Genomic DNA, 26,110 nt, shown 5'->3' on the forward strand with positions numbered 1-26,110 from the left:
CCGGCAGGTGCGGCACACGTCCTGAACAGGTGACATTTGATGGCGAATGAAGAGACGCTGCGCGACTATCTCAAGTGGGTTTCGGCGGACCTGCATCAGACGCAGCAACGTCTGAAGGACATCGAGGCCGCTGCTCAGGAGCCCATCGCGATCACAGCGATGAGCTGCCGCTTCCCCGGCGGCGTCAGCGGCCCCGAAGACCTCTGGAGGCTGCTCTCCGAAGGCCGGGACGCCATTTCGGGACTCCCCACCGACCGGAACTGGGACCTGGACTCGCTCTACGACCCGGATGGCTCCGGTAAGCAGGGAACGAGTTCCACCGCCCACGGCGGGTTCCTCGACGGCGTCGCCGAATTCGACGCGCCTTTCTTCGGCATATCCCCGCGCGAAGCCCTCGCCATGGACCCGCAGCAGCGGCTTCTCCTGGAAACCGCGTGGGAGGCGTTCGAGCGCGCCGGAATCGACCCGGCGACGGTACGCGGCAGCCGCACCGGCGTGTTCGTCGGCACCAACGGACAGGACTACGCCCCGCTCCTCTTCGAAGCCGAGGAGGACGTCGAGGGCTATGTGAGCACGGGCAACGCCGCCGCCGTCGAATCCGGCCGCATCGCCTACACCCTCGGCCTCGAAGGCCCCGCCCTCACCGTCGACACGGCCTGCTCGTCGTCCCTTGTCGCCCTGCACCTCGCCGTGCAGGCGCTGCGCCAGGGCGAGTGCGGCATGGCCCTCGTCGCGGGCGTCACCGTCATCTCGACCCCCGGAGTCTTCACCGAGTTCAGCCGCCAGCAGGGCCTCGCCGCCGACGGCCGCTGCAAGGCCTTCGCGGCCGCCGCGGACGGCACCGGCTGGGGCGAGGGTGTCGGCATGCTCCTCGTCGAGCGCCTCTCGGACGCGCGCCGCGCCGGACGCCCCGTCCTCGCGGTCGTACGCGGCTCCGCGATCAACCAGGACGGCGCCAGCAACGGCCTCACCGCCCCCAACGGCCCCTCCCAGCAGCGCGTCATCATGCAGGCACTCGCCAACGCCCGCCTCACGGCCGCCGATGTCGACGCGGTCGAGGCCCACGGCACGGGCACCACGCTCGGCGACCCCATCGAGGCGCAGGCCCTGCTCGCCACGTACGGCCAGGAGCGGCCGGAGAGCGGCGAGCCCCTCTGGCTCGGCTCCATCAAGTCCAACATCGGCCACACCCAGGCCGCGGCCGGAGTCGCGGGCCTGATGAAGATGGTCCTCGCCATGCGGCACGGCGTACTGCCTCAGACGCTGCACGTGGACGAACCCTCGCCCGAGGTGAACTGGTCGGCGGGCGCCGTCGAGCTCCTGACCGAGGCCCGGGACTGGGCCGAGCGGGACGGTGGTGCCCCGCGTCGCGCCGGTATCTCCTCCTTCGGCGTCAGCGGCACGAACGCCCACGTCATCGTGGAGCAGGGGCCGTCGGCCGAGGAGCCTGCCGTCGCCCCCGATGGCGAGGGCCCGGCGGCGGTCGTCGCGGGTGTGGTCCCGCTGGCTCTGTCCGGCAAGACGCCGGAGGCGCTGCGGGCACAGGCGACGCGGCTGCGGGAGCGGCTGCTGGCCGACGCGTCGTGGGGCGCCGGGGACGTGGCCTGGTCGTTGGCGGTATCGCGGGCGCGGTTCGAGCACCGGGGTGTGGTCGTCGGGCGGGATCGTGAGGAACTGCTCGCTGGACTTGAGCGGTTGTCCGAGGACGATGACGCGGCCGGTGGTGTGGTCACCGGGCGGGCGCGGGTCGGCGCCGGTCGGCCGGTGTTCGTGTTCCCGGGGCAGGGGTCGCAGTGGGCCGGGATGGCTCGTGAACTGCTCGAAGACTCCCCGGTGTTCGCGGAACGGATGCGGGAGTGCGGGGACGCGCTGGCCGAGTTCGTGGACTGGGATCTGCTGGAGGAGCTGAACGGCGAGCGGTTCGACCGCGTCGACGTGGTCCAGCCGGTGTTGTTCGCGGTGATGGTGTCGCTGGCGGCGGTGTGGCAGGCGGGAGGCGTGAAGCCCGCTGCTGTGGTGGGTCACAGCCAGGGTGAGATCGCGGCCGCTTGCGTCGCGGGTGTGCTGACTCTGCGGGACGCGGCTCGTGTGGTGGCGCTGCGGAGCCTGGCGATCCGTGAGCTCTCGGGCAAGGGCGGGATGGTGTCCGTTCCGCTGCCCGAGGACCAGGTGCGGGAGCTGATTTCCGCCTGGGACGGTCGCATTGAGCTGGCGGCCGTCAACGGGCCTGCCCAGGTGGTGGTTTCGGGTGAGCCCGAGGCGCTGGAGGAACTGGTCGCGCAGTGCGTCGACCAGGACATCCGCGCGCGGACGATCCCCGTCGACTACGCGTCGCATTCCTCGTACGTGGAGGACATCGAGCAGCAGATCGCTGAGGCGTTGGACGGGGTTGTCCCGCAGGCCGCCGAGGTGCCGCTGTACTCGACCCTGACGGGTGCCTGGCTCGACGCCGACACCCCCATGGACGCGGGCTATTGGTACCGCAACCTGCGCCAGACGGTCCTCTTCGAGCACGCCACCCGCGGTCTGCTCGCCGAGGGCCACGGCCTGTTCCTGGAAATGAGCCCGCACCCCGTCCTGACGGTCCCGGTCCAGGCCACCGTCGACGCCACCGACAGCCAGGCCGCCACCCTCGGCTCCCTCCGCCGCGACGAAGGCGGCGCCGACCGCCTGGCCGCCTCGCTGGCCGAAGCCCACGCCCACGGCGCCGAACTCGACTGGAACGCCCTCTTCCCCGGCGCCCGCACCCCCGTAGACCTCCCCACGTACGCCTTCCAGCGCGAGCGCCACTGGCCGAAGGCCGTCCCCGCCGGCGCCGGTGACGTCGTGTTCGCGGGGCTGCGTGCCGCCGGTCACCCGCTCCTGGGGGCCGCCGTGGCCCTCGCGGACGCCGACGGCTACCTCTTCACGGGGCGGCTGTCGACGCAGACCCACCCCTGGCTCGCCGACCACGCGGTCGACGGCGCGATCCTGCTGCCCGGCACGGCGTACGTCGAACTCGCCCTGCGCGCGGGCGACGAGGTCGGCTGCGGCCACCTCGAAGAACTGACCCTGGAAGCCCCCCTCGTCATCCCCGAGCAGGGTGCCGTCCAGCTCCAGATCTCGGTGGGCGGACCGGACGACGCCGGGCGCCGCGAACTCGGCCTGTTCGCACGCCCGCAGGACGACACCGACGACACCCCCTGGACACGGCACTTCACCGGCAGCCTGCTGCCCGCCGCGCCCTCGGAGCATCCCACCGACTCAGCCGACGCCGCCGACCTGTCGGCGTGGCCGCCCGCCGGTGCCGAGCGCGTCGACGTCTCCGACCTGTACGAGCGCCTGACGGCCAACGGGCACGGCTACGGCCCCCTCTTCCAGGGCCTGCGCGCCGCCTGGCGGCAGGGCGGCGACGTGTACGCGGAGATCGACCTGCCGCAGGACGCGCACGCCGACACGGAGTCCTTCGGGCTGCACCCGGCGCTCTTCGACGCCGCCCTGCACGCCATCGGCCTCGGCGACTTCATCACCCGCACGGACCGCGCGCACCTGCCCTTCGCCTGGACCGACGTCACCTTGCACGCCACCGGCGCCACCACGCTCCGCGTACGCGTCACCTCCGCCGGTACCGACACCGTCAGCCTGCTCGCCGCCGACGCCACCGGGCAGCCCGTCGTCTCCGTCGGCTCGCTGGCGCTGCGCGCCCTGTCCGAGGAGCAGCTGACCGGTACGCCGCGGCGCGACGCGCTCTTCCAGGTCGAGTGGACGCCCGTCGACGCCCCGGCGACCGAGGCCGCGCCCGCCTTTGTGGCTCTCCTCGGCGACGACGCCCCTGACGCGTCCGGCGCACTCCCCTTCGTACGACAGACCTACGCGGACCTGGCATCCCTGACCGCCGCGCTCGACGGCGGCGCCGAGCCGCCCGCGACGCTGCTCCTGCCGCTGCTGACGTCCGCTGGGACGGCCCGCCCGGTCGAACTCGCCGCAGTCCGGCCCCTGTTGGAGCGCACCCTGGAGACCGTGCGGGGCTGGCTCGCCGACGAGCGGTTCGAGTCGTCCCGGCTCGTCGTGGCGACCCGCGGCGCCGTCGCAGCCGACACCGCCCCCGACCCCGTGGCCGCCGCCGTGTGGGGCCTGGTGCGCTCGGCGCAGTCCGAGCACCCGGGCCGCTTCGTCCTCCTCGACCTGGACCCCGCCACCGGCGCGACCGAGGAACTGGTCGCCGCCGCACTCGCGACCGACGAGCCCGAGCTGGCGCTCCGCGACGGCGCCCTGCGCGCCCCGCGCCTGACCCGCGTACCGCACCTCCCGACGTCGGACACCGACGCCGCCTCCTGGGGCGAAGGCACCGTCCTCGTCACCGGAGGCACCGGCACCCTGGGCGGCCTCGTGGCCCGCCACCTCGCGGCACGGCACGGCGTACGGGACCTGCTCCTCGTATCCCGTCGCGGCGACGACGCCCCCGGTGCCGCCGCACTCCGTACGGACCTGGAGGCCTCCGGCGCCCGCGTGCGCCTCGCCGCCTGCGACACCGCCGACCGCACCGCGCTGGCCGCCCTCCTGGACGAGGTCGGCGCCGAACTGTCGGCCGTCGTGCACGTCGCCGGTGCCCTCGACGACGGAGTCGTCACCGCGCTGACGCCCGAGCGCCTGGACACCGTCCTGCGCCCCAAGGCCGACGCGGCGCTCCACCTGCACGAGCTGACGGCGGGCCTGAACCTGTCCGCCTTCGTGCTGTTCTCCTCCGCGGCCGGTGTCTTCGGCACCCCCGGCCAGGCCAACTACGCGGCCGCCAACGCCTTCCTCGACGCGCTCGCCCAGCACCGCCGCGCCCAGGGCCTCCCCGCGACCTCGCTCGCCTGGGGCCTGTGGGCCGAGGCCAGCGAGCTCACCGCCCACCTGGGCACCGACGAACTGGACCGCAGGGCACGCGCCGGAGCCGCCGCGCTCACCACCGACGAGGGCCTGGACCTCTTCGACGCCGCCCACACCGCCGGCCACCCGCTGCTGGTGCCGGTCCGCCTCGACCTCGCGGGCCTGCGCGCCCGCGCCGCCTCCGACGGCGTCCCGCCGCTCCTGCGCACCCTGGTCCGCGCACCCCGGCGCCGCACCGCGGCCGCCGCCGACCGGCAGGAGGGCTCCGCCCTCGCCCAGCGCCTCGCCGCGCTGCCCGAGACGGACCGCGAAGAGGAAGTCCTCACACTCGTACGCGGCCACGCCGCCGCCGTCCTCGGCTACCCGTCGGCCGACGCCATCGCACCCGACCGCGCCTTCCGCGAGATCGGCTTCGACTCGCTCACCGCCGTCGAACTGCGCAACAGGCTCACCTCGGCGACCGGCCTGCGCCTGCCCGCCACCCTCGCCTTCGACTACCCCGCCGCCACCGTCCTCGCCCGCCACATCCTCGAAGAGGTCCTGGGCACGAACGCCGCGACACGGGGCGCCGGGCGGGTCACGACAGCCGCCGCCCCCGTGGACGACGACCCGATCGTCATCGTGTCGATGAGCTGCCGCTACCCCGGCGGCGTCAGCAACCCCGAGGACCTGTGGAGCCTCACCGCCGACGGCGTCGACGCCATCGGCGACCTGCCCGGCGACCGCGGCTGGGACATCGACTCCCTCTACGACCCCGACCCGGACAGCCCCGGCTCCTTCTACACGCGCGAAGGCGGCTTCCTCTACGACGCCGCCGACTTCGACCCGGCCTTCTTCGGCATCTCCCCGCGCGAAGGCCTGTCCATCGACCCCCAGCAGCGCCTCCTCCTGGAGACCACCTGGGAGGCCTTCGAGCGCGCGGGCATCGACCCGGCCGCGGCACGCGGCAGCTCCACCGGCGTCTTCGTCGGCGTCATGTACAACGACTACGCCACCCACCTCCTGAGCGCCCCCGGCGGCCTCGACGACCTGGAGGGGTACGTCGGCAACGGCAGCGCCGCGAGCGTCGCCTCCGGCCGCATCTCGTACTCCTTCGGCCTCGAAGGCCCTGCGGTCACCGTCGACACGGCCTGCTCGTCGTCGCTCGTCGCCCTGCACCTCGCCGCGCAGGCGCTGCGCAACGGCGAGTGCGACATGGCTCTCGCGGGCGGCGTCGCCGTCATGTCGACGCCCGGCACGTTCATCGAGTTCAGCCGCCAGCGCGGCCTCGCGGCGGACGGCCGCTGCAAGTCCTTCGCGGCCGCCGCGGACGGCACGGGCTGGGGCGAGGGCGTCGGCCTGCTGCTCCTTGAGCGTCTTTCGGACGCCCGCCGCAAGGGGCACCAGGTCCTCGCGGTCGTACGCGGCTCGGCGGTCAACCAGGACGGCGCGAGCAACGGCCTCACCGCCCCCAACGGGCCCTCCCAGCAGCGCGTCATCCGCGCTGCCCTCGCCAGTGCCGGGCTGTCCGCCGGTGACGTGGACGCCGTGGAGGCGCACGGCACGGGTACGACCCTCGGCGACCCGATCGAGGCGCAGGCAGTCCTTGCCACGTACGGCAAGGAGCGGGCGGCCGACCGGCCGCTGTGGCTGGGTTCGTTGAAGTCGAACATCGGGCACACGCAGGCCGCCGCCGGTGTCGCCGGTGTGATCAAGATGGTCATGGCGATGCGGGCCGGTGTCCTGCCGAAGACCCTGCATGTCGACGAGCCGACGCCTCAGGTGGACTGGTCGGCGGGAGCTGTTGAGCTGCTGACCGAGGCCCGGGAGTGGGCTGAGCGGGACGGCGGGGCACCGCGTCGCGCGGGTGTGTCGTCGTTCGGCGTGAGTGGGACGAACGCCCATGTGATCGTGGAGCAGGCGCCCGTTCTCGGTGAGACCGAGGGCGGAGAGGCTCCGCCGTCGTCGGTGGTGGCGGGTGTGGTGCCGCTGGCTCTGTCGGCGAAGACGCCGGAGGCGCTGCGCGGGCAGGCGGCGCGGTTGCGGGAGCATCTGCTGGCCGCGCGTGCAGACCTCGAACTCGGCGATCTGGCTTGGTCGTTGGCGGCTTCGCGGTCGCGGTTCGAGCACCGGGGTGTGGTGCTCGGCGCGGGTCGTGGTGAGCTGCTGGCCGGGCTTGAGTCGCTGGCGAGGGATGACGCGAGCGCGCAGAACGTGGTCTCGGGTCGGGCGCGGGGTGGCTCGGTCCGCCCGGTGTTCGTGTTCCCGGGGCAGGGTTCGCAGTGGGCGGGGATGGCTCGTGAACTCCTCGACTCCAGCCCGGTGTTCGCCGAGCGGATGCGGGAGTGCGGGGACGCGCTCGCGGAGTTCGTGGACTGGGACCTGCTTGAGGAACTGAGCGGGGACCGGTTCGACGAGGTGGACGTCGTCCAGCCTGTGCTGTTCGCGGTGATGGTGTCGCTGGCTGCGGTGTGGCAGGCGGCGGGAGTGAAGCCTGCGGCCGTGGTGGGTCACAGTCAGGGCGAGATCGCCGCCGCGTGCGTGGCCGGGGCGCTGTCCCTGCGGGACGCCGCTCGTGTGGTCGCCCTGCGGAGCCTGACGATCCGGGAGTTGTCGGGCAAGGGCGGCATGGTCTCCGTGCCGCTGCCCGAGCAGGACGTACGTGAGCTGATCACCGCGTGGGGCGAGCGTGTCTCGGTAGCGGCCGTCAACGGACCCGCCCAAATCGTGGTCTCCGGCGAGGCCGAGGCCTTGGAGGAACTGGTCGCGCAGTGCGTGGCCCGCGACATCCGCGCCCGCACCATCCCCGTCGACTACGCCTCGCACTCCTTCTACGTGGAGCAGATCGAGGACGAGATCGCCGAGGCGCTGGCCTCGGTGTCCCCGCAGGCCGCCGAGGTCCCGCTCTTCTCGACGCTCACGGGGGAGTGGCTGGACTCCAACACCCCGATGGACGCTGGCTATTGGTACCGCAATCTGCGTCAGACGGTCCTCTTTGAGCACGCCACCCGTGGGCTCCTCGCCGAGGGCCACGGCCTGTTCCTGGAGATGAGCCCGCACCCGGTCCTGACGGTCCCGGTGCAGGCGACGATCGACGCCACCGACAGCCAGGCGGTCACCCTCGGCTCCCTCCGCCGCGACGAAGGCGGCGCCGAGCGCCTGCTCACGTCGATGGCCGAGGCGCACACACACGGTGTGGAGCTGGACTGGAAGGCCCTCTTCCCCGGCACCCGCACCACCCTCGACCTCCCCACCTACGCCTTCCAGCGCCAGCACTACTGGCCCGACCACTCCGCCTCGCCCGACACGGCACCCGGTGCGGTGGACGAGGTCGAGGCGCGGTTCTGGGAGGCCGTGGAGCGCGAGGACCTGGAGGGCCTGACCGCTGAGCTGGAGGTGGCCGACGATTCCGCGTCCGCCGAACTGGGTGCCGTGCTGCCCGTCCTTTCGTCGTGGCGGCGGCAGCGGCGTGAGCGGTCGACCCTCGACAGTTGGCGTTACCGGGTCACCTGGAAGCCGCTGCCGAGCGGCACCCTGCCCACGTCCGGGCTTTCCGGGCGCTGGCTGGTCGTACTCCCGGAGAGCGCTGGGGAACACCAGTGGGCGGCAGGTGCGAGCGAGGCGCTGGCGCAGGCCGGTGCCGAGGTCGTCGAACTCCGCGTCGGTGTCGATGAGTTGAAGCGTTCCGACCTGGCCGGGCGACTGCGCGCCCTCGACCTCGACGCGGGACTCACCGGCGTCGTCTCCCTGCTCGCTTTCGAGGAGTCCGCGCACGAGGAGCACGACGGCGTGCCCGTCGGCCTGACGGGCACCGTGGCCCTGGTGCAGGCCCTCGGCGACGCCGGGATCGGTGCGCGGCTGTGGGCGCTGACCTCCGGCGCGGTGTCGACCGGGCGCAGTGACGCTCTGGAATCTCCCTTCCAGGCCCAGGTGTGGGGTCTGGGCCGGGTCATGGCGCTGGAGCACCCGGACCGGTGGGGCGGTCTCATCGACCTGCCCGCGTCGTACGACACCCGAGCGGGCTCGCGCTTCACAGCCGCCCTCGCGGGAGTCGAGGACGAGGACCAGCTCGCCGTGCGCGGCTCCGGTGTCCTCGTACGCCGCCTGGTACCCGCCGAGCCCGTCGAGTCCGCGAAGCCGTGGACGCCGCGCGGCACGGCACTGGTCACCGGCGGCACGGGCGCCATCGGCGGGCACGTGGCGCGCTGGCTGGCCCGCGAGGGTGCCGAGCACCTCGTACTGACCAGCCGTCGCGGCCTCGACGCACCGGACGCCGCCGAACTGAAGGCGGAACTGGAGGAGTTGGGCGCCGAAGTCACGGTCGCGGCCTGCGACATCGCCGACCGGGACGCCGTCACGCGACTCCTCGAAGCACTCGCTGCCGACGGACGTACCCTGCGCTCCGTCTTCCACGCCGCGGGCGTCGGGCAGACGCAGCCGCTGGACGGGATGACCGCGGCCGACATCGCGGAGGTGTTCGGCGCGAAGACGGCGGGCGCCGCGCACCTCGACGAGCTGGTGACCGACGAGGACCTGGACGCGTTCGTCCTCTTCTCCTCCAACTCCGGTGTGTGGGGCGGCGGCGGCCAGGGCGCGTACGCGGCTGCCAACGCCTACCTCGACGCCCTCGCGCAGCGGCGCAGGGCCCGCGGTCTGACCGCCACCTGCGTCGCGTGGGGCCTGTGGGCCGGCGGCGGCATGGCGGGCGACGAGGACGCGGAGCAGCTCCGACGCCGCGGCCTGGCGGCGATGGCGCCGGAGCGGGCGGTGGCGGCGCTGGCGCAGGCGGTGGCGTACGACGAGACGTTCCTTGCCGTCGCGGACGTGGACTGGGAGCGCTTCGCGCCCTCCTTCACCTCGCTGCGGCCGAGCCCGCTCATCGGGGACCTGCCCGCGGTGCGGCGCGCGCTCGCCGAGCCCGAGTCGGCGCAGGGTGCGGCGGCGAAGACGGGTGCTCCCGGCTCCGAGTGGGCAGAGCGGCTCGCCGGTCTGTCGCAGGCGGAGCAGGAGCGGCTGCTGCTGGACCTGGTGCGCGGCCAGGCGGCCGCCGTCCTCGGCTACGCCGGCGCGGAAGCGATCGAACCCGGCCGGGCCTTCCGCGAGCTGGGCTTCGACTCGCTCACCGCGGTCGAGGTACGCAACCGACTGGCCACCACGACCGGCCTGAAGCTGCCCACCACCCTCGTCTTCGACTACCCGACCTCGGCCGTCCTCGCCAGCTACCTGCGGGCGCAGTTGACCGGGGACGAGGGGGCGGCGGCCGGGCCTCTCGCCGCGGGCGGAGCCGTGGCGGCGGCCGGATCGGCGGACGCCGCCGACGACCCGATCGTCATCGTGTCCATGAGCTGCCGCTACCCCGGCGGCGTCACCAGCCCCGACGCCCTGTGGCGGCTGCTCGCCGAGGGCGAGGACGCGATGTCCGACTTCCCCGGCGGCCGTGGCTGGGACCTCGAAGCCCTCTACGACGCCGACCCCGAACAGCGCGGCACCAGCTACGCCCGCCAGGGCGGATTCCTCTACGACGCCGACCAGTTCGACCCCGTCTTCTTCGGCATCTCACCCCGCGAAGCCCTCGCCATGGACCCTCAGCAGCGCCTCCTCCTGGAGACCTCCTGGGAACTCTTCGAGCGTGCCGGCATCAACCCGGCGACGCTCCACGGCAGCCAGGCCGGAGTGTTCGTCGGCGCGTCGTCCCAGGGCTACGGCTCCGGGATGCGGCAGGCCCCCGAAGGCGTCGAGGGCTATCTGCTCGCGGGCGGCGCGACCAGCGTCATCTCCGGCCGCCTCGCCTACTCCTTCGGCCTCGAAGGCCCGGCGGTGACCGTCGACACGGCGTGCTCGTCGTCCCTTGTCGCCCTGCACCTGGCCGCGCAGGCCCTGCGCAACGGCGAGTGCTCACTGGCCCTCGCGGGCGGCGTCACGGTCATGTCCAACCCCGGCGCCTTCATCGAGTTCAGCCGCCAGCGCGGCCTCGCCGCCGACGGCCGCTGCAAGGCGTTCGCCGAGGCCGCCGACGGCACCGGCTGGGGCGAGGGCGTCGGCCTGCTCCTCCTCGAACGACAGTCGGACGCCCGCCGCAACGGCCACGAAATCCTGGCCGTCGTACGAGGCTCCGCCGTCAACCAGGACGGCGCCAGCAACGGCCTCACCGCCCCCAACGGCCCGTCCCAGCAGCGCGTCATCCGCGCCGCCCTCGCCAACGCCCGCCTCACGACCGGTGACGTCGACGCCGTGGAGGCGCACGGCACGGGCACCACGCTCGGCGACCCCATCGAGGCCCAGGCCCTCCTCGCCACGTACGGCGAGGAGCGGGCGGCCGACCGGCCCCTGTGGCTGGGATCGGTGAAGTCGAACATCGGGCACACCCAGTCCGCCGCCGGTGTCGCCGGTGTCATCAAGATGGTCATGGCCATGCGGGCCGGAGTCCTGCCGCAGACCTTGCACGTGGACCGGCCGAGCACCCATGTCGACTGGACGGCAGGCGGTGTTGAGCTGCTGACCGAGGCCCGCGAGTGGGCGGAGCGGGAGGCGGGGGCGCCGCGACGTGCCGGTGTGTCGTCGTTCGGCGTGAGCGGCACGAACGCCCATGTGATCGTGGAGCAGGCGTCGGTGGCGGCACCTACTGTCGCTGCTAAAACGAGCGTTCTATCTACTGCGACACCATGGTTGGTGTCGGGCCGGAGCGCGGACGCACTGCGGGCGCAGGCCGGGCGGTTGCGCGAGCACGTGAGCGGGCGCGCTGAGCTTGAGCCCGTGGACGTGGGCTGGTCGTTGTTGTCGGGCCGTGCCGTGCACGAGCACCGGGCTGTGGTGTTCGGCCGGGAGCGGGAGGAGTTCCTGGCCGGGCTTGAGGCCGTCGTCGCAGGCGGTTCGGGTGTGGTGTCGGGGTCGGTGGCCGAGGGGCGCCTCGGTGTTGTCTTCACCGGCCAGGGCAGCCAGCGGCTCGGTATGGGCCGTGAGTTGTACGAGGCCTTCCCGGTGTTCGCGGATGCGCTGGATGAGGTGTGCGCGCACCTGGACGGGTTGCTTGACCGGCCTCTGAAGGAGGTCATGTTCGGCACGGACGCCGGGTTGCTGGAGCAGACGGGGTACGCGCAGCCCGCGCTGTTCGCGGTGGAGGTCGCGCTGTATCGCCTTGCCGAATCCTTCGGCGTACGTCCCGAGATCGTCGGCGGTCATTCGATCGGCGAGCTGACAGCTGCGTACGTAGCCGGGTTGTGGTCCTTGGAGGACGCGGCCCAACTGATCGCCGCACGCGGGCAGTTGATGCAGTCGCTGCCCGAAGGCGGCGCGATGCTGGCCGTGCAGGCGGCGGAGGCCGACGTGCTGCCGCTGCTGGTGGGCATGGAGGACCGTGCCGGTGTGGCGGCGGTGAACGGCCCCTCGCAGGTGGTCCTCTCCGGCGACCGCGCAGTCCTGGAAGGCCTGGAGGAGACCCTCCGGGGCGAGGGCCGCAAGGTGCGCTGGCTGAAGGTGTCCCACGCCTTCCACTCGCCGCTCATGGACCCGGTCCTGGACGACTTCCGCAAGGTCGCGGAGAGCTTGACGTACCAGGACACGGCCCTGGCGGTGGTCTCCAACGTCACTGGTGAGCTCGCCGAGTCGGCCCAGCTCAAGGACCCGGAGTACTGGGTCCGCCACGTCCGCGAGGCGGTCCGTTTCCACGACGGCCTCGGCGCCCTGACCGGCTTCGGCGCGACGACGCTTCTTGAGCTCGGCCCCGACTCCGTACTCACGGCGATGGCGCACGACACCCTCACCGACCCGGCCGCGCAGGCGGGCCTGATCGGCGCGCTCCGCAAGGACCGACCGGAAGCGGACAGCTTCCTGACCGCCCTCGCCAAGGCCCATGTGCGCGGCGTCGAGGTCGACTTCACCCCGCTGCACGCGCCCGTCGAGACGCGCCGCCGCGTGGACCTGCCCACGTACGCCTTCCAGCACCAGGGATTCTGGCTCCGGCAGACCGCCGACACCGCCGACGTCGAATCCGCGGGCCTCGCCCCCGCGGGGCACCCGCTGCTTGGCGCCGGGATGCCGCTGGCGGACACGGACGGGTACCTGTTCACCGGGCGCCTGTCCCTCGCCACGCACCCGTGGCTCGCCGACCACGCCGTGGCCGGACGGGTCCTGCTTCCGGGGACCGCCTTCGTGGAACTGGCCGTGCACGCGGGCGGCCAGATCGGCTGCGGCACGCTCGACGAGCTGACGCTCGGCACACCGCTGGTCCTGCCCGAACACGGAAGCATCCAGGTCCAGTTGCGCGTCGAGGCACCCGACGCGTCCGGACGCAGGCCCATCAGCCTGCACTCGCGCCCCGAGCCGGGCGCAGGGGCCGAGAGCCTCTCGGCCGACGCCTGGACCAAGAACGCCACCGGAACCCTGACTGAGTCCCAGTCGGACGCGGCCGCCGCCTCGACGGCGTCCGGCGACCTGACGTCCTGGCCGCCGCGCGACGCGGAACCGCTGACGGTCGACGGGCTCTACGACGATCTGGCCTCCGCGGGCTTCGCCTACGGCCCGGTGTTCCAGGGCCTGCGCGGTGCCTGGCGGCGCGGCGACGAGGTGTTCGCCGAAGTCGCCCTGCCCGACGACGACAACACGCGGGCCGGAGCCTTCGGCCTGCACCCGGCGATCCTCGACGCCGCCCTGCACGCCCGCGCCGCCGGTGCGCGAACCGAGGCGGCGGCGGACACTCCGCCCGCCGCAGGCGGACTGCCCTTCACCTGGACCGGAGTCACCCTGCACGCCGCGGGTGCCGCCACCGTCCGTGTCCGGCTGACGCCCAGCGGGACGGACGGCGTATCGCTTGAGGTCGCGGACACCACCGGCGCGCCGGTGGCCTCGGTGGAAGCACTCGTCTTCCGGCCCATGTCGAAGGAGCTCATCGAGCAGATGAGCGGCGCCAACCCGCATACGGACTCCCTCTTCCACGTCGAATGGAGGCAGCAGTCGCCGACCTCCGGTGGTGCGGTGGCGTTGGCGTCGTACGAGACGCGGGGCGAGAGCGCGGAGCTTCCGGCCGCCGTGGTGTGGCGGTGCGGTGGTGCTGACGGCGCGGCGAGCCCGGAGGCTGTGTCGGCGCGTCTGACCGAGGCGCTCGGCGTGGTGCAGGACTGGCTGGCCGATGCGCGGTTCGAGTCGCTGCCGCTGGTGGTGGTGACGCGGGGTGCTGCGGCCGCCGGTGAGGTGGACGTCGATCCGGTGGGCGCGGCGGTGTGGGGTCTGGTGCGGTCGGCCCGCTCCGAGCACCCGGGGCGCTTCGTCCTCGTAGACGGAGACGTAGACGAAGACGTCGATGTGGAGAGCGACGGGGCGGTGCTCGGCGCCGTGCTGGCGTCGGGTGAGCCCGAGGTGGCGGTGCGGGGCGGTTCGCTGTTCGTGCCGCGCCTGTCCCGAGCCGCGGCCAATGCCACGACCGCGACCGAGGCCGCCGACGAAGCCGCTCCGTGGGGCGAGGGCTCCGTGCTGGTGACGGGTGCGTTCGGTGGTCTGGGGCGCGTCGTGGTGCGGCACTTGGCCGAGCGTCACGGTGTACGTGACCTGCTGCTGGTCTCACGTCGCGGTCCGGAGGCGTCCGGGGCGGCCGAACTGCGCGAGGAACTCGCCGAGTTGGGTGCCAAGGTGACCGTCGCCGCGTGCGATGTGGCCGACCGTGAGGCGCTGGCCGGGCTCCTCGACGAGAAGGGCGCGGAGCTGTCCGCCGTGGTGCATGTGGCGGGTGTTCTGGATGACGGTGTGGTCACGTCGTTGAATCCGCAGCGTCTGGCGACGGTCCTGCGTCCGAAGGTGGACGCGGCGCTGAACCTGCATGAGCTGACCGCCGGCCTGGACCTGTCCGCGTTCGTCCTGTTCTCCTCTGCCTCCGGTGTCTTCGGTGGTCCGGGTCAGGCGAACTACGCGGCGGCGAACGCGTACTTGGACGCACTTGCCGTACACCGTCGTGCTCAGGGTCTCCCGGCGACCTCGCTGGCCTGGGGCCTGTGGGCCGCGCAGGACAGCGACATGACCGGCGCCCTCGCCGACGCCGACCTCCAGCGCATGGCACGCGGCGGCGTCCTCGCCCTCGACACCGACCGGGCGCTGTCCCTGCTCGACCTCGCCCCGGCGAGCGAGCACCCCGTCCTCGTACCGATCCGCATCGACACCGCGGCGCTGCGCAACCAGCCGCCGGAGTCGCTGCCTGCCCTGCTCGGCGGCCTCGTGCGGCCCGCGGTCCGGCGCGCGCGGAGCGGTACGGACACCCCGGCCGCACCCACCGAGTCGCTGGCCCAGCGGCTCGCTGGCCGCACGGGCGCCGAGCGCGACCGGATGCTGCTCGATCTCGTCCGCACCCACGTGGCGGACGTGCTCGGCTACGCGTCGCCGAACGCCGTCGAGCTGAGCCGGGGTTTCCTGGAGCTCGGCTTCGACTCCCTCACGGCCGTCGAGCTGCGCAACCGCCTCACCGCGGAGACCGAGCTGAGGCTGCCCACCACACTGATCTTCGACTACCCGAACCCGGCGGCACTCGCCGAGCACCTGTCGGAGGAGATCCCCACGACCGCCGCCGCACCCCCGGGCGGCGGTCCGGTCGACCCCGGTGACCTGGACACCGAGCTCGACCGCCTGGAAAGCATCCTGAAGGCCGTGGGCAACGGCACCGACGGCGTCGACGGCGGCGAGCGCGACCGCGTCGCCGGCCGCCTGCGCTCCCTGCTCACCGCCTGGGACACCACCCGCACCACCGCGCGCGACGCGGCCACGGCGACGGATCCCGACCGGGAGCGCGAGGAGCTCGAAGGCGCCACCGCCGACGAACTCTTCGACCTGCTCGACAGCGAGCTCCAGACCCCATCGGAAACACCCGGACACAGCTCAGACACAGGGTCGGACACGGACCGCCCCGACCGCTTCGAGGAGGCGCTGTAAATGGCGGACGAGGAGAAGTACCTCGATTACCTGAAGCGGGCGACGGCCGATCTGCGCGACGCCCGCCGCCGGGTGCGCGAACTGGAGGACGCCCGGCAGGAGCCCGTCGCGATCGTCGGCATGAGCTGCCGCTACCCGGGCGGCGTGAACACGCCGGAAGACCTGTGGCGGCTCGTCGACGAGGGCGTGGACGCGATCTCCGCGTTCCCCACCGACCGCGGCTGGGACACCGACGAACTGTTCGACCCGGACCCCGACAACCAGGGCACCAGCACCACCGCCGAGGGCGGCTTCCTCTACGACGCCCCCCGGTTCGACGCCTCCTTCTTCGGCGTCTCCCCGCGCGAGGCCCTCGCCATGGACCCGCAGCAGCGCCTCCTCCTGGAGACCGCGTGGGAGGCCATCGAGCGCGCGGGCATCGACCCGGTGTCGCTGCGCCGCAGCCGCACCGGCGTCTTCGCGGGCGTCATGTACTACGACTACGCGACCCGCCTGCACGCCCTGCCCGAAGGCGTCGAGGGCTACATCGGCACCGGCAACGCGGGCTCCGTCGTCTCCGGCCGCGTCGCCTACACCCTCGGCCTCGAAGGCCCCGCCGTCACCGTCGACACCGCCTGCTCGTCGTCGCTCGTCGCCCTGCACCTGGCCGCGCAGGCCCTCCGTCAGGGCGAGTGCTCGCTCGCGCTCGCGGGCGGCGTGACCGTGATGCCCACGGCGGGCACCTTCATCGACTTCAGCCGCCAGCGCGGCCTGTCCACGGACGGCCGCTGCAAGTCCTTCGCCGCGTCCGCCGACGGCACGGGCTGGGGCGAGGGCGCCGGCCTGCTGCTCCTTGAGCGCCTTTCGGACGCCCGCCGCAACGGCCACAAGATCCTCGCGGTCGTACGAGGCTCCGCCGTCAACCAGGACGGCGCGAGCAGCGGTCTCACCGCACCGAACGGCCCCTCCCAGCAGCGCGTCATCCGGGACGCGCTGGCCAGCGCGGGCCTGAAGCCGGGCGACGTCGACGCGGTCGAGGCGCACGGCACGGGCACCACGCTCGGCGACCCCATCGAGGCGCAGGCCGTCATCGCCACGTACGGCAAGGAGCACACCGGCGAACAGCCCCTGTGGCTGGGCTCGTTGAAGTCGAACATCGGGCACACGCAGGCCGCCGCCGGTGTCGCCGGTGTCATCAAGATGGTCATGGCGATGCGGGCCGGTGTCCTGCCGAAGACCCTGCACGTCGACGAGCCGACGCCTCAGGTGGACTGGTCGGCGGGGTCTGTCGAGCTGCTGACGGAGGCCCGGGAGTGGGCCGAGCGGGACGGTGGCGCGCCGCGTCGCGCGGGTGTGTCGTCGTTCGGCGTGAGCGGGACGAACGCCCACGTGATCGTGGAACAGGCGACGGCGGGTGACACGCCGGTCTCCGGCACCCCGGACGAGACCGCCACGCCGTCGCAGTCGTCGTCCGTCGTGCCGGGTGTGGTGCCCGTGGTCCTCTCGGGCCGCACGCCGGAGGCCCTGCGGGCCCAGGCGGACCGGCTGCGGAACCACGTCCTGACGCACACCGACCTCGAACTGGGCGACCTGGCCTGGTCGTTGGCGGCATCGCGGTCGCGGTTCGAGCATCGGGGCGCCGTCCTCGGCCGGGACCGGGACGAACTCCTCGCAGGCCTTGAACAGTTGGCTCAGGGGGACGCGACCGCCCGGCACGTCGTCACGGGGCGGGCGCAGGGCGGCACGGCGCGCCCGGTGTTCGTGTTCCCGGGACAGGGTTCGCAGTGGGCCGGGATGGCTCGTGAACTGCTCGCCGAGTCGCCGGTGTTCGCGGACCGCATGCGCGAGTGCGCGGACGCCCTGTCCGAGTACGTGGACTGGGACCTGCTCCAGGAGTTGAGCGGCGACCGGTTCGACGAGGTGGACGTTGTCCAGCCCGTCCTCTTCGCGGTCATGGTGTCGCTGGCGGCGGCGTGGCGCGCGGCGGGTGTCGAGCCCGCGGCCGTGGTCGGGCACAGCCAGGGCGAGATCGCCGCCGCGTGCGTGGCCGGGGCCCTGACCCTGCGCGACGCCGCTCGCGTCGTGGCCCTGCGGAGCCAGGCCATCCGTGAGCTGTCGGGCAAGGGCGGGATGGTGTCCGTTCCGCTGCCCGAGCAGGACGTACGCGAGCTGATCACCGCATGGGACGGCCGCATCGAGCTCGCCGCCGTCAACGGCCCCGCCCAGGTGGTGGTCTCCGGCGAGCCCGAGGCGCTGGAAGACCTGGTCGCCCAGTGCGTCGCCCGGGACATCCGCGCCCGGACCATCCCGGTCGACTACGCCTCGCACTCTTCGTACGTGGAGCAGATCGAGCAGCGGATCGGCGAGGCGCTGTCCGGGGTCACCCCGCGCAACGCCGACATCCCGCTGTACTCGACCCTCACCGGCGCCTGGCTGGACGCCAACACGCCCATGGACGCGGGCTATTGGTACCGCAACCTGCGCCAGACGGTCCTCTTCGAGCACGCCACGCGCGGCCTCCTGGCCGAAGGGCACGGCCTGTTCCTGGAGATGAGCCCGCACCCGGTCCTCACTGTCCCGGTCCAGGCGACGATCGACGCGACCGCCACCCCGGCCGCCACCCTCGGCTCCCTCCGCCGCGACGAAGGTGGCGCCGACCGCCTGGCCGCCTCGCTGGCCGAAGCCCACGCCCACGGCGCCGAACTCGACTGGAACGCCCTCTTCCCCGGCGCCCGCACCCCCGTCGACCTCCCCACGTACGCCTTCCAGCGCGACCACTACTGGATGGTCGCCCCCGACGACGACACGGACGGCGGCGATGCCGCGCGGACCGTGGACGAGGTCGAGGCGCGCTTCTGGGAGGCCGTGGAGCGCGAGGACCTGGAGCAGTTGACGTCCACGCTCGTCGACGTGGACGAGAGTTCGCTGGGCGCGGTACTTCCGGGACTCGCGTCGTGGCGACGGCAGCGGCGCGAGCGCTCGACGCTCGACGGCTGGCGCTACCGGGTCACCTGGAAGCCGCTCGCGGGCGGCCTCCCGACTCCCGCCCTGTCGGGCCGCTGGCTGGTCGTGGCGCCGGAGAGCGCCGGGGACCACGCGTGGGCCACGGGTGCCGTCGAAGCGCTGACGCAGGCCGGTGCGGAGATCGTCGAACTGAGCCTGCCTGTAGCGGAGTTGACGCGCGAGACACTGGCCGTGCGACTGCGCGCCCTCGTCGCCGACTCGGGACTCGCCGGTGTCGTCTCGCTGCTCGGCTTGGAGGAGTCGGCGCACGCGGAGCATGACGGCGTGCCCGCCGGTCTGACCGGCACCGTCGCGCTGGTGCAGGCCTTGGGGGATGCCGGGATCGGCGCGCGGCTGTGGGCGGTGACCTCCGGCGCGGTGTCGACGGGCCGCAGTGACGCGCTGGAGTCCGCGTTCCAGGCGCAGGTGTGGGGTCTGGGCCGGGTCGTGGCCCTGGAGCACCCGGACCGCTGGGGCGGTCTCATCGACCTGCCCGCGTCGTACGACACCCGTACGGGCGCCCGCCTCGCCGCGATCCTGACCGGCGTCGGCGACGAGGACCAGCTCGCGGTACGGGACACGGGTGTCTTCGTACGCCGGTTCGCGCACGCCCCGGTGGCTGCGGCCGGCAACGGCGCCGAGCCGAAGTGGACGCCGCGCGGAACCGCGCTGGTCACCGGCGGCACGGGCGCCATCGGCGGGCACGTGGCGCGCTGGCTGGCCCGCGAGGGCGCCGAGCACCTCGTCCTCACCAGCCGTCGCGGCCTCGATGCGCCCGGCGCCGGTGAACTGAAGGCAGAACTGGAGGAGTTGGGCGCCGAGGTCACCGTCGCGGCGTGCGACGTCGCCGACCGTGAGGCGGTCACGGGGCTCCTGCGGGAACTGGCCGCCGACGGGCACCGGATCCGCTCCGTCTTCCACGCCGCCGGTGTGAGCCCGGCGCACACGGTCGCGGACATGACCGCGGCCGACATCGCGGAGGTGTTCGGCGCGAAGACGGCGGGCGCCGCGCACCTCGACGAGCTGGTGGCCAACGAGGACCTCGACGCGTTCGTCCTCTTCTCGTCCAACTCCGGTGTGTGGGGTGGCGGCGGCCAGGGCGCGTACGCGGCTGCCAACGCCTACCTCGACGCCCTCGCGCAGCGGCGCAGGGCTCGCGGCCTGACCGCGACCTCGGTCGCCTGGGGCGCCTGGGGCGGCAGCGGCATGGCGGCGGCCGAGGAGGCCGAGGAGCACCTGCGGCGCCGTGGCGTGACGGCGATGGCGCCGGAGCGGGCGGTGGCGGCGCTGGCGCAGGCGGTCGCGTACGACGAGACGTTCCTGGCCGTCGCCAACGTGGACTGGGAGCGGTTCGCACCCTCCTTCACGTCGGTGCGGCCGAGCCCCTTCATGGGTGACCTGCCGGAGGTGCGGCGCGCGCTCGCGGAGCCGGAGGCGACGGCCGACTCGGACGTGCGCGGCTCCGGTACGGGCTCGGAGTGGGCCGGGCGCCTCGCGGGCCTGGCCGAGCGGGAGCAGGAGCGGCTGCTGCTCGACCTGGTGCGCGGCCAGGCGGCCTCGGTGCTCGGCTACGCGGGTGCGGAGGCCGTCGAACCCGGGCGTGCCTTCCGCGAGCTGGGCTTCGACTCGCTCACGGCGGTCGAGGTGCGCAACCGGCTCGCCGCCGCGACCGGCCTGAAGCTGCCCACCACCCTCGTCTTCGACTACCCGACCTCGGCCGCCCTCGCCAGCTACCTGCGGGCGCAGCTGGTCGGCGACGAGAAGCCGACGGCGACGCCGGGCGCGGCCTTGGTCCCGGCCGGACGGACGGCGGGCGCCGAGGCCGACGACCCGATCGTCATCGTGTCCATGAGCTGCCGCTACCCCGGCGGCGCCACCAGCCCCGACGCCCTGTGGCGCCTCGTCGCCGACGGCACCGACGCCATCTCCGGCTTCCCCGACGACCGCGGCTGGGGCCCCGACACCGGCTCCGCCGACGACGACACGAGCTTCGCCGCGCAGGGCGGATTCCTCTACGACGTCTCCGAGTTCGACGCCGCCCTGTTCGGCATCTCGCCGCGCGAGGCCCTCGCCATGGACCCGCAGCAGCGGCTCCTCCTGGAGACCTCCTGGGAACTCTTCGAACGCGCGGGCATCGCGCCGTCGAGCCTGCACGGCAGCAGCACCGGCGTCTTCGTCGGAGCATGCTCCCAGGGCTGGGCTGCGGGCCTGGCGCACGCGCCGGAAGGCGTCGAGGGCTACCTCATGACCGGCGACGCCACCAGCGTCATCTCCGGCCGCCTCTCGTACAGCTTCGGCCTCGAAGGTCCGGCGGTGACCGTCGACACGGCCTGCTCGTCGTCCCTCGTGGCCCTGCACCTGGCCGCGCAGGCGCTGCGCCAGGGCGAGTGCGACATGGCCCTCGCGGGCGGTGTGACCGTGATGGTCAGCCCCGCGGCCTTCCTCGAATTCAGCCGCCAGCGCGGCCTCGCCGCCGACGGCCGCTGCAAGCCGTTCGCGGAGGCCGCCGACGGCACCGGCTGGGGCGAGGGCGTCGGCCTGCTCCTCCTGGAGCGGTTGTCGGACGCGCGCCGCAACGGCCACGAGGTCCTCGCGGTCGTCAGCGGCTCCGCGGTCAACCAGGACGGCGCGAGCAACGGCCTCACCGCCCCGAACGGTCCGTCCCAACAGCGCGTGATCCGCGCCGCGTTGGCGAGCGCGGGCCTGACGGCCGGTGACGTCGACGCGGTCGAGGCGCACGGCACGGGCACCACGCTCGGTGACCCCATCGAGGCGCAGGCGCTGCTCGCCACGTACGGACAGGAACGGTCCGAGGACCGCCCTCTGTGGCTGGGCTCCATCAAGTCCAACATCGGTCACACGCAGTCCGCCGCCGGCGTCGCGGGCGTCATCAAGATGGTGATGGCCATGCGGGAGGGTGTCCTGCCGCGGTCCCTGCACGTGGACGAGCCGAGCACGCACGTCGACTGGTCCGCCGGCGCCGTCGAACTCCTCGCGGAGGCACGCGACTGGCCCGAGGCCACGCGCCCGCGTCGCGCTGGCGTGTCGTCGTTCGGCGTCAGCGGCACGAACGCCCACGTGATCGTCGAGCAGGCTCCGGTGCCGGAACCTGCTCAGAAAGCTAAAACGGACGTTCTATCCAGCGCGATGCCATGGTTGGTGTCGGGCCGGAGCGCGGAAGCCCTGCGCGCACAGGCCGACCGCCTGCGCGAGCACCTGGTGACGCACACCGACACCGACCCGGTGAACGTCGGCTGGTCGCTGCTGTCGGGCCGCTCACCGCTCGACCACCGTGCCGTGGTCCTGGGCCGGGGACAAGGACAGTTCCTGTCCGGGTTGGAGGCCTTGGCTTCCGGTAGTGGTTCGGGTGTGGTGTCGGGGTCGGTGGTCGAGGGACGTCTCGGGGTGGTCTTCACCGGTCAGGGGAGTCAACGGCTCGGTATGGGCCGTGAGTTGTACGAGACGTTCCCCGTGTTCGCGGACGCGCTGGACGAGGTCTGCGCTCACCTGGACGGATTGCTGGATCGTCCGCTCAAGGACGTGATGTTCGGTACGGACGCCGGCGTGTTGGAGCAGACGGGGTACGCGCAGCCCGCGCTGTTCGCGGTGGAGGTCGCGCTGTATCGCCTTGCCGAGTCCTTCGGCGTGCGTCCCGAGATCGTCGGCGGTCATTCGATCGGTGAGCTGACGGCTGCGTACGTGGCCGGGGTGTGGTCCTTGGAGGATGCGGCCCAACTGGTAGCCGCGCGCGGGCAGTTGATGCAGGCGTTGCCCGAGGGTGGCGCGATGCTGGCCGTCCAGGCGGCGGAGGCCGACGTCCTCCCGCTGCTGGTGGGCATGGAGGACCGTGCCGGTGTGGCGGCGGTGAACGGCCCCGCGCAGGTGGTCCTCTCCGGCGACCGCGCAGTCCTGGAGGGCCTGGAGGAGATCCTTCGCGGCCAGGGACGCAAGGTCCGCTGGCTGAAGGTGTCCCACGCCTTCCACTCGCCGTTGATGGACCCGGTGCTCGACGACTTCCGGCGTGTGGCGGAGAGCCTGACGTACGGGGAGCCGGTGCTGCCGGTCGTCTCGAACCTCACCGGGAAGCTCGCCACCGCCGACGAGTTGAAGGACCCCGACTACTGGGTGCGGCATGTGCGGGAGGCCGTGCGCTTCCACGACGGTCTGACCACGCTCACCACCCAGGGTGTGTCGACGCTCCTTGAGCTGGGCCCAGACTCCGTCCTGACGGCGATGACCCACGACACCGTCACCGACCCGGCCGCACAGGCGGGCCTCATCGCGGCCCTGCGCAAGGACCGCTCCGAGCCCGACACGTTCCTGACCGCCCTCGCCCACGCCCACGTGCGCGGCGTCGAGGTCGACTGGGCGCCGCTGTACGCCCCGGCCGAGGCGCGCCGCCGCGTCGACCTGCCCACGTACGCCTTCCAGCGGAGCCGCTACTGGCCCCGTGCGGCGTCCGGCGCGGCCGGTGCGGTCGGCGACATGTCGGCCACGGGGCTCGCCTCCGCCGAACACCCCTTGCTGGGGGCGGCCGTGCCGCTGGCGGACGCGGACGGGTACCTGTTCACGGGCCGTCTGTCGGTGGCGACGCATCCGTGGCTTGCGGATCACGCGGTGGCGGGGCGGGTGCTGCTGCCGGGCACGGCGTTCGTGGAGCTGGCGATACGGGCCGGTGACGAGGTCGGCTGCGGAGTGCTTGAGGAACTGACGCTGGCCGCCCCGCTGGTGCTGCCCGAGCGCGGCGGCGTACAACTGCAGCTCAGCGTCGGAGCGGCGGACGAGGACGGGCGGCGGAGCCTCGCCCTGCACTCCCGCGAAGAGCGCGGGGAGCGAGGCGACCACGCGGGCGACGGAGGCTGGACCGCCCACGCGAGCGGTGTGCTCTCCGACGCGGCGTCGGCGGCGGACTTCCGGCTCGCCGAATGGCCGCCGCGCGCCGCCGCCGAGGTCGATGTCGAGGGCCTGTACCGGCACTTGACGGAGCTGGGCTTCGCGTACGGCGAGGCGTTCCAGGGGCTGCGCGGCGCCTGGCGGCGTGGCGACGAGGTGTTCGCCGAGGTCGCCCTGCCCGAGGAGCAGCACGAGAACGCGGAGTCGTTCCGGCTGCACCCCGCGCTCCTCGACGCGGCCCTGCACGTGCTCGGCCTCGGCGTACTCCGTGGCGACGCGGCGGCCGAGGGCGGCGCGGCCGACGGCGCGCGGCTGCCGTTCGCCTGGAGCGGTGTCTCGCTGCACGCGACCGGCGCCTCCGCCCTGCGGGTCCGCCTTGCCCCGGCGGGCAACGACGCCGTGTCGCTCACCGTCGCGGACGGTCTCGGCGAACCCGTGGCCACCGTGGACTCGCTGGTCTTCCGGCCCGTCGAGGTGGAGCAGCTCAGGAGCGGCGGCCTCGGCGACTCGATGTTCCACGTCGAGTGGCGGCGGCAGTCCCCTTCACACACGGCCGCCGAGCAGGTGCCGTTGGCGGTGCTCGGGGATGCCGGGCCGGTGCCGGGGGCGCGGACGTTCGCGGATCTCGCGGCGCTGGGTGCGGCTGTCGAGGCGGGGGAGGAGGCTCCGGCGACGGTCGTGTGGTCGGCCGAACGCGCGCAGGCTTACGACGTCGCAGGCCTGGCCCGCCCCGAATCCGTTCACGCGGCGCTTGCCGAGACGCTCGCCGTGGCGCAGGGCTGGCTGGCCGACGAGCGGTTCGCGGACGCGCGGCTTGCCGTGGTGACGCGGGGCGCGGTGGCGACCGGGGCCGCGGCGGCCGATCCACTGGGCGCGGCGGTGTGGGGTCTGGTGCGGTCGGCGCGGACGGAGCACCCGGGCCGGTTCGTGCTGGTGGATGCCGAAGCAGGCGAAGGCCCGCTCGCCGAGTCGGAGTTCGCTCGGGCGCTGGCGTCGGGTGAGCCCGAGGTGGCGCTGCGGGACGGGGCGGTGTGGGTGCCGCGTCTGTCGCGAGTGGCTGCCGCCGCTGCGGAGAGCGAGCCCGAGGTGCCGTGGGGCTCGGGCACGGTGCTGGTGACGGGCGCGTTCGGCGGTCTGGGCCGCGTGGTGGTCCGGCATCTGGCCGAGCGGCATGGCGTACGGGATCTGCTGCTGGTGTCGCGCCGTGGCCTTGAGGCCGACGGTGCGGCCGAACTGCAGGCAGAACTCGCACAGGTGGGCACCAAGGCCACCGTCGCCGCGTGCGATGTGGCCGACCGTGAGGCGCTGGCCGGGCTCCTCGACGAGAAGGGCGCGGAGCTGTCCGCCGTGGTGCATGTGGCGGGTGTTCTGGACGACGGTGTGGTCACGTCCCTCACCCCCGAGCGTTTGGCGACGGTGCTGCGTCCGAAGGTGGACGCGGCACTGAACCTGCACGAGCTGACCGCCGGCCTGGACCTGTCCGCGTTCGTCCTGTTCTCCTCGGCCTCCGGAGTCTTCGGTGGCGCGGGCCAGGCGAACTACGCGGCGGCTAATGCCTACTTGGACGCACTCGCCGTGCACCGTCGCACCCAGGGTCTCCCGGCGACCTCGCTGGCCTGGGGCCTGTGGGCCGCGCAGGACAGCGACATGACTGGCGCCCTCGGCGGTGCCGACCTCGACCGCATGGCGCGCGGTGGCGTCGCGGCCCTGTCCACGGAGGAGGGCCTGGCCCTCCTGGACGCCGCGGTCACCGCCGCGCACCTGACGGCGCCCGACGCGCCCGCGGCCCTCGTCCCCGTACACCTGGACACGGCGACCCTGCGGGCCGGCGCGGGCGCCGGGGGCACGGACGCCGAGGCGGTCCCGGCGCTGCTGCGCGGCCTGGTGCGCACACCGCTGCGGCGGTCCGCCGCCGGTGCTGCCACGGCGGCATCCGCGGTGTCGTCCGAGGCGGCCCTGCTCACACAGCTCGCGGGCCTCGACGCGGCGGAGCGCGACAAGGTGCTCACCGAACTGGTCTGCACCCATGTGGCGGCCGTACTCGGCTACGAGTCGGCGGCGGCCGTGGAGGCCCACCGTGCCTTCAGGGAGCTCGGCTTCGACTCGCTCACCGCCGTCGAACTGCGCAACGCCGTGAACGGCGCCACCGGTCTGCGGCTGCCCGCCACCCTGATCTTCGACTACCCGAACCCGGCCGCCCTCGCCGCACATCTGGCCACGGCCCTGCCCCTGGGTGACGGACCGGGCGGAGACGGGTTCTCGGCGCTCGACGAACTCGACCGCCTGGAGTCGTCGTTGCTGGCGATGGAGACCGACAGCATCGCCCACTCGAAGATCACCATCCGGCTCCAGACCCTGCTGTCGCGCTGGAGCGCACCGCAGGGCCAGGGAGCGGTCGGCGCCGGCCCGGCGGACGACGACGACCTGGACCTGGACTCGGTCTCGGACGAGGACCTCTTCAACGCGCTCGACGACGAACTCGGACTCGACTGAC

2 protein-coding genes are annotated in these 26,110 nt (G+C 73.4%); both read left to right on the forward strand.

Annotated features, from left to right (window positions below; all coding sequences use genetic code 11):
• The first annotated feature begins 39 nt into the window (after positions 1-39).
• Positions 40-15,741 (forward strand): type I polyketide synthase, encoded by a 15,702-nt coding sequence (locus IEY91_RS41610; RefSeq protein ID WP_229696728.1) that lies wholly within the window; start codon positions 40-42, stop codon positions 15,739-15,741.
• On the forward strand, positions 15,742-26,109 hold the full coding sequence (locus tag IEY91_RS42475; RefSeq protein ID WP_189173114.1) for a type I polyketide synthase: 10,368 nt from the start codon (positions 15,742-15,744) through the stop codon (positions 26,107-26,109).
• Position 26,110: the final 1 nt, after the last annotated feature.

Source organism: Streptomyces lasiicapitis, assembly GCF_014646335.1.
Taxonomy (GTDB): domain Bacteria; phylum Actinomycetota; class Actinomycetes; order Streptomycetales; family Streptomycetaceae; genus Streptomyces; species Streptomyces lasiicapitis.